The 12,726-nt window shown below is 68.3% G+C and carries 8 protein-coding genes and 1 pseudogene; all 9 read right to left on the bottom strand.

What is annotated here, in order from left to right:
• Positions 1-7 precede the first annotated feature (7 nt).
• Complete coding sequence (gene rpsG, locus L6E12_RS10400) at positions 8-478, bottom strand: 30S ribosomal protein S7 (RefSeq protein ID WP_035279513.1); 471 nt, start codon at positions 476-478, stop codon at positions 8-10.
• A gap of 1 nt (position 479) precedes the next feature.
• Positions 480-854 carry a 30S ribosomal protein S12 gene (gene rpsL, locus L6E12_RS10395; protein ID WP_018682837.1) on the bottom strand — a complete coding sequence of 125 codons (375 nt, stop codon included), beginning with the start codon at positions 852-854 and terminating at the stop codon, positions 480-482.
• A gap of 483 nt (positions 855-1,337) precedes the next feature.
• Positions 1,338-2,036 (bottom strand): D-Ala-D-Ala carboxypeptidase family metallohydrolase, encoded by a 699-nt coding sequence (locus tag L6E12_RS10390; protein ID WP_236227705.1) that lies wholly within the window; start codon positions 2,034-2,036, stop codon positions 1,338-1,340.
• A gap of 463 nt (positions 2,037-2,499) precedes the next feature.
• On the bottom strand, positions 2,500-2,952 hold the full coding sequence (locus L6E12_RS10385) for an Imm1 family immunity protein (RefSeq protein WP_236227692.1): 453 nt from the start codon (positions 2,950-2,952) through the stop codon (positions 2,500-2,502).
• Positions 2,949-3,329 (bottom strand): annotated as a pseudogene (locus L6E12_RS35680) (DddA-like double-stranded DNA deaminase toxin); the annotation flags it as partial. The pseudogene L6E12_RS35680 and the gene L6E12_RS10385, both read right to left, overlap by 4 nt.
• A 373-nt stretch (positions 3,330-3,702) precedes the next feature.
• Complete coding sequence (locus tag L6E12_RS10380) at positions 3,703-3,957, bottom strand: hypothetical protein (RefSeq protein ID WP_236227691.1); 255 nt, start codon at positions 3,955-3,957, stop codon at positions 3,703-3,705.
• A gap of 102 nt (positions 3,958-4,059) precedes the next feature.
• Entirely contained in the window at positions 4,060-7,959 is a 3,900-nt protein-coding gene (locus tag L6E12_RS10375) for a DNA-directed RNA polymerase subunit beta' (RefSeq protein WP_236227690.1), read from the bottom strand.
• A 103-nt stretch (positions 7,960-8,062) separates the two neighbouring features.
• Positions 8,063-11,566: a DNA-directed RNA polymerase subunit beta gene (gene rpoB / locus L6E12_RS10370; RefSeq protein ID WP_236227689.1), complete on the bottom strand. Its 3,504-nt coding sequence runs from the start codon at positions 11,564-11,566 to the stop codon at positions 8,063-8,065.
• 331 nt (positions 11,567-11,897) lie between these two features.
• On the bottom strand, positions 11,898-12,726 hold an 829-nt coding region (locus tag L6E12_RS10365), incomplete at its 5' end, for a hypothetical protein (RefSeq protein ID WP_236227688.1).

The raw sequence follows: 12,726 nt of genomic DNA, 5'->3' as shown, positions 1-12,726 counted from the left end.
CCGGTTCTCACCAGCGGTAGTGGGCGAAGGCCTTGTTGGACTCGGCCATCTTGTGCGTGTCCTCGCGGCGCTTGACGCTGGCGCCAAGGCCGTTCGAGGCGTCGAGCAGTTCGTTCTGCAGGCGCTCGATCATGGTCTTCTCGCGGCGGGCCTGGGAGAACGACACCAGCCAGCGCAGCGCGAGGGTGGTCGAGCGACCCGGCTTGACCTCGATCGGCACCTGGTAGGTGGCGCCACCGACGCGGCGGGACTTCACCTCGATGGTGGGCTTCACGTTGTCCAGCGCGCGCTTGAGCGTCACCACGGGGTCGGTGCCGGTCTTCTCCCGGGCACCTTCCATGGCCCCGTAGACGATGCGCTCGGCGACCGAGCGCTTGCCGTCCTTGAGGACCTTGTTGATGAGCTGGGTGACCAACGGCGAGGCGTACACCGGGTCGGAGATAAGCGGCCGCTTAGGGGCCGGTCCCTTGCGGGGCATGTCAGCTCTTCTCCTTCTTCGCGCCGTAGTGGCTGCGCGCCTGCTTGCGGTTCTTCACGCCCTGCGTGTCCAGCGAACCCCGGATGATCTTGTAGCGCACGCCCGGGAGGTCCTTCACACGGCCACCGCGGACGAGCACCATGGAGTGCTCCTGCAGGTTGTGACCCTCACCGGGGATGTACGCCGTGACCTCGATGCCGCTGGTCAGCTTCACGCGAGCGACCTTGCGGAGCGCGGAGTTCGGCTTCTTCGGGGTGGTGGTGTACACGCGGGTGCACACGCCACGCCGCTGCGGGCTCCCCTTGAGAGCCGCAGTCTTCTGCTTGGCGACCTTGTCCTGGCGGCCCTTGCGGACCAGCTGCTGGATCGTGGGCATAGACCGGCTTTCTCTGTTCACTCTCGGCACCCCTGCCGGGCGCCGAAGGCACTGTGTACTTGCGGTTCCTGCTGCTCCGCCCGCCCCCCGAGGTCGGGCGTGTCGCCCGGCCCCGAAGCGTCCGCGGGGTATCACACCATCCCTGCGGGGTTCGGGAGGAACTCCGGCGTGACTGGCAGGAGTCCGATCCCCGACGGTGTGGTTGACACCGGCAGATCACCGACCGCGCGGCACAGGCACACGGACCGACCCGACATGGGTCGGGCACGAGTAGCAAAGATACCCCGACCGTGGACGCGGGGTCAAAACGGGGTGCACTACACCCCGCGGCGACCCCGGGGCGTGCACCGTACAGGGACGAAACCTGTGGCGTTCAACACAGGGCGCCGCCGGGATATTCCCGGCGGCGCCCATCGAGCAGGTGTTCGAACCCGGTTGCGCCCGACCGTCCACAGGGAACGCGGGCGCGCGGTGGAACCGTTGTCAGATACCGCAGCTCGGCGCGGACCAGAACCGACCGGACCGGTTCGCCAGGTGGGTGTGGTCGTTGTGGTCGGGGTAGCCGGGGCCGAGGATCTCGCTGAACCCGTGGTTGCGCGCCTGCTGCGCCAGCTTGCAGAACCCGATGCTCCCGGCGCCGAGGTCCGCCGCGTCGCCGTAGAGGTGCCTGCTGCCCGCCGCTCCCCCGACGGCGCTGTTGCAGGCGTAGCTGCGGAAGCCGCCGTTGACGGTGATCGCCCGGTCGCCCAGGGCGTGCCGCATCGCCTGGAGCTTCCACATCGTGACGAGGGCGTTGGCCTTCGCCGTCGCGGCGGAGACCGCCCCGCCGGACCAGGTCGAGTTGCAGCGGTTCAGCTCGGCGTAGGAGAAGTTGACCGGGGTGCAGTCGGAGTCCTCCAGCGAGGACAGCTTGGCGAAGGTGGCCGGACCCGCGACGCCGTCGGCGCCGAGCCCGTAGGCCTGCTGGAACCGGGTCACGGCGGCCTTGGTGCCCGCGCCGAACTGGCCGTCGATGGCCAGCACCGCGCCGTAGCCCGGGTAGCCGGACACGCGGATCTGCAGTTGGCGCACGTCCTCCCCGGAGGCACCCTGCGACAGGGTGCGCCCGAAGCCGTAGCAACTCGCCGCCGAGGCCGGGGCGGCGCTGACGGTGAGCACGGAGAGGACGGCGGCGGCGATCAGGGGGACGACGGCTAGGAGCCTGGCCAGTCGCTTCACGGGGCACCTCCGGGTGGGTGGAGTGACACCCGGAAGCGTGACGTGGCGGTGAAGCGGCGGTCAACGAATCACGGACCGAATAGGGGATGAGTGGGCCCCACCCCTGCTCGCCGCAGTTCTGGGACCGAGGTCCGGGCGGCAGGCACTTCCCCCACGGGCGTCAAAGCCGCGTGAACCCGGCCCTTGCCGACGTACGCTGCCGGGCGGTACGACCAGCGGGACCGAAGAGGGTCCGGCACAGGGGGAACGATGAGTCATCAGCAACCACTGAGGCCACCTCACCTGCACCAGTACGGCCACCCGCAGCAGCCGTACCCGCAGCAGCCGTACCCGCAGGGGCACCTCCCGTTGGGACATGGTCACCCTCGAAGCCACTACCCACCGCCGAAGCCGAAGTCCCGGGTGGGTCGGTCGAGCCTGCCCGATTTCAAGCCCGACCGATTGTCCAGCTCACCGAGCGCGGCAACTCCCCCGTCACGCGGAACTCGTCCAAGGCTTTGACCACCTCGGCAACGGGCAGACCGCTCCCCGCCGGGTAGTCGACGTTGTTCGTACCGTGGGTACCAGGCGATCTGGGATCGCCGACCGGCCACATCCGTTCGTCTTCGAGCTGACCGTCGACCGGACCGAGATAGCCGAGATAGCCGAAGTCCTCCCGAATCGCGAGGAAAAGAGCATGATCAGGAGCCTTTTCGTCCTCCAGCAGATCCCGGCGCAAGGCCCTGCCGTCATGGATGAGGTAGGCATCGTCGGCACCAGGCTCCCCGAGCCGGGCCACGAACTCGACGACCGCGTCACGGGTGTCAGCTCGCACCTCGTACTCGGAGCCGGGCCCATCCGGCCCATACGTCCTGAAACTCCCCGACAGCGCCTTGATCACAACCTCTGCCTTCCCGTAGCCGAATACTCCCACCGCTGACCGTCGGGACTGACCACCGTCAGTGCGGCGCCTTCGGGCAGCAACGCACCGATGACCTTGGGCAAACGCCGGTGACACTGGTTCAACAAGACAGGCGGATCGGTACCACACGGTGCTCGATCCAGTGCCAAAGTCTCACGCATCATGCCGTGAACCGACATTCGAACGACGAACTGCATCTCGACGTGCGTCGAAAGACCGAGCCCGAGTGCCCGACCACCGATCTCGGTCAAGACTTTCGCCGTCTCGGCGTACCACCGCGTCTTGGTGCCGCTGACGACATCTTCCGTGGTGCCATCACCTCGAACCCAAGCGCCTCGGTCTGGGTCCCCGGGACCGCCGAGCCGACGCGCTGGTGCACGGCCCGAATGGCGATCTCGGCGGCTGGGACCTGGGCCCTTGAGGCGTGGGGTACCGGTGAGGCGGACGGGGTCCCACTTGGTTCAGGTAAGGGCGGTTGTCCGACTGGGCCTGCGGCTGCCGGGGCGTGGTGTCGTGCTGTTTCCTCCAGCATCGCGCGTAGGTCTTCAAGTGTCTGGATCACTGTTTCGGCGAGGAGGAGTGCCGCACGGAGGCGATGAAGGAGCGGATGGTCTCCGACCACGTCGGCGACGGTGTGGCCGATTGCTTCGAGATCAGCCGTCAACGCCAGAGCGGACGCGACCGGCACGTGCTGGGCGAGCACGTGCAGGCGGTCGGCGTCCTCGGGGATCACCCTCGCATGTGGTGCTGGGCCGCGTTCTGGATCTCCTGGCGGAGCTGCTCCATGGAGGAGCCGATGTCGTTGAGGGCGCCCTGGGTTCGGGCGATGGCGCTCTGGATGCTGTTTGCGCTGCTGGTGTCGCCGAGGATGCCTGCGACCTGGGCCTGGACGTTCATGAGTTCGTTGATCAGTCCTTGGACGTGGGCGGTGGGGAGCTGCTCGGCCACGGCGAGGAGCTGCTGGGCCTGGTCTTGGATGGTCATTCTCCTGGTGCTCCTGTCCGGCGATCGGTTGGTGTGGCACGAGGGAAGGCCCCGGACACCTCAAGGGTGTCCGGGGCCTTCTCCGTGGTGACTGCTACTCGGTCAGCGGTAGTCGCGGCCGAAGTCGTAGTCGTCGAGCGGGACAGCCGCGCCGGTGCCGGTGCCGAAGACGTCGGGGGTGTAGTACCCGTCGTCGTAGCTCGGGATGGCGTAGGCGGCCACTCGGGCCTCCTCGGTGGGCTGGACCTGGATGTTGCGGTACTTGTTGATGCCGGTACCGGCCGGGATCAGCTTTCCGATGATCACGTTCTCCTTGAGGCCGACGAGCTTGTCCGAGCGGCCGTTGATGGCGGCGTCGGTCAGCACGCGGGTCGTCTCCTGGAAGGAGGCGGCCGAGAGCCAGGAGTCGGTGGCCAGGGAGGCCTTGGTGATGCCCATCAGGACCGGGCGGCCGGAGGCGGGCTCGCCGCCGGAGGCCACCACGCGGCGGTTCTCGGACTCGAACTGGGCCCGCTCGATGAGCGCGCCCGGCAGGAACTCCGCGGCACCGCTGTCGAGGATCGTGACCCGGCGCAGCATCTGCCGGACGATGACCTCGATGTGCTTGTCGTGGATGGACACGCCCTGCGCCCGGTACACCTTCTGGACCTCGTCCACCAGGTGCAGTTGGGCCTCGCGGGGACCCATGACCCGCAGCACCTCGTGCGGGTCCCTGGTGCCCTCCAGGAGCTGCTGGCCGACCTTCACGTGGTCGCCGTCGGTCAGCGGGCCGTCCGGGGTGGCCGCCAGGCGCTGGCGCTTGGACAGCTTCTCGAAGATGATCTCCTCGCTGCCGTCGTCCGGCGTGAGGGTGATCTTCCAGAAGCGGTCGCCGTCCTCGATCCGCACGCGGCCGTCGACGTCGGCGATGGGCGCCTTGCCCTTCGGGACGCGGGCCTCGAACAGCTCCTGCACACGCGGCAGACCGGTGGTGATGTCGTCGTTGACGACACCGCCCTGCTGGAAGGTGCGCATGGTGAGCTGGGTGCCGGGCTCACCGATCGACTGGGCGGCGACGATGCCGACGGCCTCGCCGATGTCGACGAGCTGGCCGGTGGCCATCGAGCGGCCGTAGCAGGTGGCGCAGACGCCGACCGCGGCCTCGCAGGTCAGCACCGAGCGCACCTTGACCTGGGTGACGCCAGAGCTGATCAGCTTCTCGATCGCCGGGTCGCCGAGGTCGTCGGCGCGGTTGAGCAGCACGTTGCCCTCGGCGTCGGTGACGTCGTCGGACACACAGCGCGCGTAGACCGAGGTCTCCACGTGCTGGTCGCGCAGGACCCTGCCGTCCGGACCGGCCTCGCCCAGCGGCATGACGATGCCGCGGGTGGTGCCGCAGTCGACCTCGCGGACGATGACGTCCTGCGACACGTCCACCAGGCGCCGGGTCAGGTAACCCGAGTCGGCGGTGCGCAGCGCGGTGTCGGCGAGGCCCTTGCGGGCACCGTGCGTGGCGATGAAGTACTCGACCACGGACAGGCCCTCGCGGAAGTTCGCCTTGATCGGCCGGGGGATGAACTCACCGCGCGGGTTGGTCACCAGACCGTTCATGCCCGCGAGCTGCCGGATCTGGGTCATGTTGCCCGCCGCGCCCGACTTGACGATCGTCGGGATCGGGTTGTCGTCCGGGAAGTTCTCCTCCATGGCCTTGGCGACGTCCTCGGTCGCGTTCGACCACACCTTGACCAGTTCGTTGTTCCGCTCGGTCGAGGAGAGCTGGCCGCGCTGGTAGCGCTTCTCGACGATGTCGGCCTTCTTCTCGTACTCGTCGAGGATGCCCTTCTTGGCGGGCGGCACGATGACGTCCGAGATCGCGATGGTGACACCCGAGCGGGTCGCCCAGTAGAAGCCCGCGTCCTTGAGCTTGTCCAGCGTCCGCGCCACGGTGACCATCGGGTACCGCTCGGCGAGGTCGTTGACGATCGCGGCCTGCCGCTTCTTCGGCATCGGCTCGTTCATGAACGGGTAGTCCGCGGGCAGCAGCTCGTTGAACAGCACCCGGCCCAGGGTGGTGTTCGCCAGCCACGGCTGACCCGGTGCCCAGTCCTCGGGCGCCATGCCCGGACCCGGGTTGCGGTCGCTGATGCGGATCTTCACCGCGGACTGCAGACCGATCACGCCGCGGTCGAAGGCCATGATGGCCTCGGCCGGGGACGAGAACGCCAGGCCCTCGCCGACGCCACCCTCCTTGGGGCGGGTCAGGTGGTAGATGCCGGTCACCATGTCCAGGCGGGGCATCGCCAGGGGGCGACCCGACGCCGGGGACAGGATGTTGTTCGACGACAGCATCAGGATCCGGGCCTCGGCCTGCGCCTCGGCCGACAGCGGCAGGTGGACCGCCATCTGGTCACCGTCGAAGTCCGCGTTGAACGCCTCGCAGACCAGCGGGTGCAGCTGGATGGCCTTGCCCTCGACGAGCTGCGGCTCGAACGCCTGGATGCCGAGGCGGTGCAGGGTGGGCGCGCGGTTGAGCATCACCGGGTGCTCGGTGATGACCTCTTCCAGCACGTCCCACACGGCCGGGCGGGCGCGCTCGACCATGCGCTTGGCCGACTTGATGTTCTGCGCGTGGTTGAGGTCGACCAGCCGCTTCATCACGAACGGCTTGAACAGCTCCAGCGCCATCGCCTTGGGCAGGCCGCACTGGTGCAGCTTGAGCTGCGGGCCGACCACGATGACCGAACGGCCGGAGTAGTCGACGCGCTTGCCGAGCAGGTTCTGGCGGAACCGGCCCTGCTTGCCCTTGAGCAGGTCGGACAGCGACTTGAGCGGGCGGTTACCCGGCCCGGTCACCGGGCGACCGCGGCGGCCGTTGTCGAACAGCGCGTCGACGGCCTCCTGCAGCATCCGCTTCTCGTTGTTGACGATGATCTCGGGCGCGCCGAGGTCGATCAGCCGCTTGAGGCGGTTGTTGCGGTTGATGACCCGGCGGTACAGGTCGTTGAGGTCCGAGGTGGCGAAGCGGCCACCGTCGAGCTGCACCATCGGGCGCAGGTCCGGCGGGATGACCGGGACGCAGTCGAGGACCATGCCCATCGGCGAGTTGCGGGTCGCCTGGAACGCCGCGACGACCTTGAGCCGCTTGAGCGCGCGGAGCTTCTTCTGCCCCTTGCCGTTGCGGATGGTGTCGCGGAGGTTGACCGCCTCGGCGTCGACGTCGAAGTCGCGGGCCAGGGTCTGGATGGCCTCGGCGCCCATCGAGCCGGTGAAGTAGTCGCCGTAGCGGTCGACCAGCTCGCGGTAGAGCATCTCGTCGGCGATGAGCTGCTTGATGTCGAGCTTGGTGAAGGTCGTCCAGATCTCGTCGAGCCGGTCCAGCTCGCGCTGGGCGCGGTCGCGGAGCTGGCGCATCTCCCGCTCGCCGCCCTCCTTGACCTTGCGGCGGACGTCGGACTTGGCGCCCTCGGCCTCCAGCTGGGCCAGGTCGGCCTCGAGCTTCTGCGCGCGGGCCTCGATGTCGGCGTCGCGCTTGTTCTCGACCTGCTTGCGCTCGACGCCCATCTCGGAGTCGAGGGTCGCCAGGTCGTTGTGGCGCAGCTCGGTGTTCACCGTGGTGATCACGTACGCGGCGAAGTAGATGATCTTCTCGAGATCCTTCGGCGCGAGGTCGAGCAGGTAGCCAAGGCGGCTCGGGACACCCTTGAAGTACCAGATGTGGGTGACCGGCGCGGCCAGCTCGATGTGGCCCATCCGCTCGCGGCGCACCTTGGCGCGGGTGACCTCGACGCCGCAGCGCTCGCAGATGATGCCCTTGAAGCGCACGCGCTTGTACTTGCCGCAGTAGCACTCCCAGTCCCGGGTGGGACCGAAGATCTTCTCGCAGAAGAGCCCGTCCTTCTCCGGCTTGAGCGTGCGGTAGTTGATCGTTTCCGGCTTCTTCACCTCGCCGAAGGACCACTGGCGGATGTCGTCGGCGGTGGCGAGGCCAATGCGGAGCTCATCGAAGAAGTTGACGTCCAGCACGTCTGTTCTTCTCCCCTTCTTGGTTACAGCACGTAAATGGGGGGATCAGTGCCTGACCCGCCGGGGAGGGGTTTCCGGTCCCTCCCCGGCGGTGACGGCTAGATCAGTTGACGACGTCGTCCACCGACGGCGACTCGTTGCGCGAGAGGTTGATGCCCAGGTTGGCGGCGGCCCGCTCCAGGTCCTCGTCGTCCCCGTCGCGCATCTCGATCGCGGCACCGTCGCTGGAGAGGACCTCCACGTTCAGGCACAGCGACTGGAGCTCCTTGAGGAGCACCTTGAACGACTCCGGGATGCCCGGCTCGGGGATGTTCTCGCCCTTGACGATCGCCTCGTAGACCTTGACCCGGCCCAGGACGTCGTCGGACTTGATGGTGAGCAGCTCCTGCAGGGTGTACGCGGCGCCGTAGGCCTGCATCGCCCAGCACTCCATCTCACCGAAGCGCTGGCCACCGAACTGGGCCTTACCGCCGAGCGGCTGCTGGGTGATCATCGAGTACGGGCCGGTCGACCGGGCGTGGATCTTGTCGTCGACCAGGTGCAGCAGCTTGAGGATGTACATGTAGCCGACCGAGACCGGGTACGGGTACGGCTCGCCGCTGCGGCCGTCGAACAGCCGCGCCTTGCCGTCCTCCTTGACCATCCGCTCGCCGTCGCGGTTGGGGCGGGTCGAGGCGAGCAGGCCGGTCAGCTCGTTCTCCCGGACGCCGTCGAACACCGGGGTGGCGGTGTTCGTGCCCGGGGCGACGTCGCGCAGGTCCTCCGGCATGAGGGCCGCCCACTCGGGGTCGCCCTCCACCTTCCAGCCCTGCTTGGCGATCCACCCGAGGTGGCTCTCCAGGATCTGGCCGATGTTCATCCGTCGCGGGACACCGTGGGTGTTCAGCACGACGTCGACCGGGGTGCCGTCCTCCAGGAAGGGCATGTCCTCGACGGGGAGGATCTTGCCGATGACGCCCTTGTTGCCGTGGCGGCCCGCGAGCTTGTCGCCGTCCTGGATCTTGCGCTTCTGGGCCACGTAGACGCGGACCAGCTCGTTGACGCCGGGGGGCAGCTCGTCCTCATCCTCGCGGGAGAACACCCGGATGCCGATGACCTTGCCGGTCTCGCCGTGCGGGACCTTGAGCGAGGTGTCGCGGACCTCGCGCGCCTTCTCGCCGAAGATCGCGCGGAGCAGCCGCTCCTCCGGGGTCAGCTCGGTCTCGCCCTTGGGGGTGACCTTGCCGACCAGGATGTCGCCCGCGCCGACCTCGGCACCGATGCGGATGATGCCGCGCTCGTCGAGGTCGGCCAGGACCTCCTCGGAGACGTTCGGGATGTCCCGGGTGATCTCCTCGGCGCCGAGCTTGGTGTCGCGCGCGTCGATCTCGTGCTCGTCGATGTGGATCGAGGTGAGCACGTCGTCCTGCACGAGGCGCTGCGACAGGATGATCGCGTCCTCGTAGTTGTGGCCCTCCCACGGCATGATCGCCACGAGCAGGTTCTTGCCCAGGGCCGTCTCGCCGTTCTCGGTGCACGGGCCGTCGGCGATGACCTGACCGGCCTCGACGCGGTCGCCCTCGGAGACGATCGGCTTCTGGTTGATGCAGGTGCCCTGGTTGGACCGGCGGAACTTGTGCATCCCGTAGGTCTGGCGGGTGCCGTCGTCGGCCATCACCGTGATGAAGTCCGCGGACAGCTCCTCGATGACCCCGGCCTTCCCGGCGACGACCAGGTCGCCGCCGTCGACCGCGGCGCGCAGCTCCATGCCGGTGCCGACCAGCGGGGACTCGCTGCGCAGCAGCGGCACCGCCTGGCGCTGCATGTTGGCGCCCATGAGCGCGCGGTTCGCGGCGTCGTGCTCCAGGAACGGGATCATCGCCGTGGCGACGGAGACCATCTGCCGGGGCGAGACGTCCATGTAGTCGACGTCGAAGGGCTCGATGAACTCGACGTCGCCACCCTTCTTGCGGACCAGGACGCGGTCCTCGGCGAAGTGGTTCTGCTCGTCGAGCGAGGCGTTGGCCTGCGCGATGACGTGCCGGTCCTCCTCGTCCGCGGTCAGGTAGTCGATCTGGTCGGTGACCTGGCCCTCGACGACCTTGCGGTACGGCGTCTCGATGAAGCCGAACGGGTTGACCCGCGCGTAGCACGACAGCGAGCCGATCAGGCCGATGTTCGGGCCCTCGGGGGTCTCGATCGGGCACATGCGGCCGTAGTGGCTGTGGTGGACGTCGCGGACCTCCATGCCCGCGCGCTCCCGGGAGAGGCCACCCGGGCCCAGCGCCGACAGGCGGCGCTTGTGGGTCAGGCCGTCGACCGGGTTGGTCTGCTGCATGAACTGCGAGAGCTGCGAGGTGCCGAAGAACTCCTTGATCGCGGCCACCACCGGGCGGATGTTGATCAGGGTCTGCGGCGTGATCGCCTCGACGTCCTGGGTGGTCATCCGCTCGCGGACCACGCGCTCCATGCGGGAGAGGCCGACCCGGATCTGGTTCTGGATCAGCTCGCCGACGGTGCGCAGGCGGCGGTTGCCGAAGTGGTCGATGTCGTCGACCTCGACCGGGATGGTGACCGCGTTCTCGCCCTGGCCGACCGTCATCTCGGTGTCACCTGCGTGCAGGCGGACCAGGTACTCGATCGTGGTGACGATGTCGTCCTCGGTCAGCACGCCGGTCTTCGTCGGCAGCGACAGGCCCAGCTTCTTGTTGACCTTGTACCGGCCGACCTTGGCCAGGTCGTAGCGCTTGTCCTTGAAGAACAGGTTCTCCAGCAGGGTCTGCGCCGACTCCTTGGTCGGCGGCTCGCCCGGGCGCAGCTTGCGGTAGATGTCGAGCAGGGCCTCGTCGGTCCCGGCGGTGTGGTCCTTGTCGAGGGTGGCGATGAGCGTCTCGGAGAAGGAGAAACGCTCGCGGATCGCCTCGGTCGACCAGCCCAGCGCCTTGAGCAGCACGGTGACCGGCTGGCGGCGCTTGCGGTCGATGCGCACCCCGACGGTGTCGCGCTTGTCGACGTCGAACTCCAGCCACGCACCGCGGCTGGGGATGACCTTGACCGAGAAGACGTCCTTGTCGGTCGTCTTGTCGATGCTGGTGTCGAAGTAGACACCCGGGGACCGGACGAGCTGGGAGACCACGACACGCTCGGTGCCGTTGATGATGAAGGTGCCCTTGTCGGTCATGACCGGGAAGTCACCCATGAACACCGTCTGGCTCTTGATCTCGCCGGTGGTGTTGTTGGTGAACTCGGCCGTGACGAACAGCGGCGCCGCGTATGTCATGTCCTTGTCCTTGCACTCCTCGACGGAGGCCTTGACCTCGTCGAAGCGCGGGTCGGAGAAGGACAGGGACATCGAACCGGAGAAGTCCTCGATCGGGGAGAGCTCGTTGAGGACCTCTTCGAGGCCACCGGTGGGGGTCTCCTCACCGGCGTCGACGCGGCGCTGGAACCACGCCTCGTTGCCGGTGAACCACTCGAACGACTGAATCTGGAGATCCAGCAGGTTGGGCGTGACCAGGGGCTCGCGGATCTTCGAGAAGGAGACACGAAGAGGGGCGCCCGGAATACCCGGGTTCGACGCAGTGGAGTTGGTCGCAGCAGTGGCCTTGGTCGCGCGGGAGATCGCCAAGATGCGTCCTTCCAGGACTATGAGCGGTTGGCAGCCGCGTTAGCAACAGTCAACGCGGCTGTCAAGGGTGCCGTGGTGCCCAACATCCTAGCTCTTGGCAAAGGGCGTGCGGAAAGTGGGCAGCGCAAAGGGGCAGTCTAGCCACTAGATGGGCGACTGTCGAGGCCCGCTGTGCAATCGGTGCTCCCACTCGTTCCGTGCTGGGTAACAGCCTGACCCCGAGCGGTCGCTGAGTCAAGGTGCCACGCCAACCAGACCACTTTTGCAGCAGTGTGCGATCACTCACCGATTACGGCGTGACCTGGGGAAACACGCACCGCACCCGGACGGCTCAGCAGTTGGCCGTGCTCTGCCCGCCGGGCAGCGGCTGGTTGAGCATGTCGAAGGCAGTGATCTTCCAGACATCCCCGTCCGCGCGCGCCCGGACGGCGAACTGGGCCCCGCTGGCGACGGTCTGGCCCTCCGCGCCCGCCGCGGCGGCGGCGCGGGTGGTGGTCTGGTCGACGAAGACCAGCGCCTCGGCCTCGGACCCGCGCAGCGACACCACGCCGATGTCGCGCACCTTGGTCGACAGGACGAGCTTCTCCTGCGGGGCCAGCTCGCGGATCTTGCCGTAGAGGGCGTTGTAGTCGCAGACCGCGCGGTCGGTGAGGGTCTCCTGGACGGCCTTGGCGGTGGCGTCGAGGTTGGCGAAGTCGTAGGACAGCGTGCGCTCGATGGCGGACTTGAGCTTGTTCTTCAGCTCCTCGGTGGCCCGCACGTCGGTGACCGCGCTGTTGTCGGCGTCCGCGCCCGCGGTCAGCGAGTCGGACTTGCCCTTGAACCACAGCGCCAGACCGGCCAGGACCAGGGCGACGACGGCCAGCACGATGGCGGCGTTCATCCCGGACCTGGCGGCGTTCCGGGACGGCTTGCGGGGCTTGCGCGCGGCGGCGGCGGGCCGCTCTCGGGTGTCCTCGCGCCGGTCGCCCACCAGGGCACCGGTGGCCTTGCGCTTGCCCGCGGGCCTGCGCCCGGGCGCAGGCCGGTCGGCGGTCGCCGGGGCGGCCTTCGCGGTTGCGGTGGTCTTCGCGGTCGGCTCGGCGGTGGCACCCGCGGGGGCCTCGGCGGCTTCGCCGCTCGCTCCCGGTCCGGCGGTGCGCGCCCCGGCGGTGGCGCCC

Origin of the sequence: Actinokineospora sp. PR83 (assembly GCF_021056305.1) — a bacterium.
GTDB lineage: Bacteria > Actinomycetota > Actinomycetes > Mycobacteriales > Pseudonocardiaceae > Actinokineospora > Actinokineospora spheciospongiae.
Note: the sequence above shows the minus strand (reverse complement) of the source record. Positions and strands in the feature narration are given on the sequence as shown.

What these genes read in the sequence shown, in the direction of transcription:
- rpsL (WP_018682837.1), bottom strand. Translation starts at nt 854, where the DNA reads ATGCCCACGATCCAGCAGCTGGTCCGCAAGGGCCGCCAGGACAAGGTC.
- rpsG (WP_035279513.1), bottom strand. Translation starts at nt 478, where the DNA reads ATGCCCCGCAAGGGACCGGCCCCTAAGCGGCCGCTTATCTCCGACCCG.
- L6E12_RS10380 (WP_236227691.1), bottom strand. Translation starts at nt 3,957, where the DNA reads ATGACCATCCAAGACCAGGCCCAGCAGCTCCTCGCCGTGGCCGAGCAG.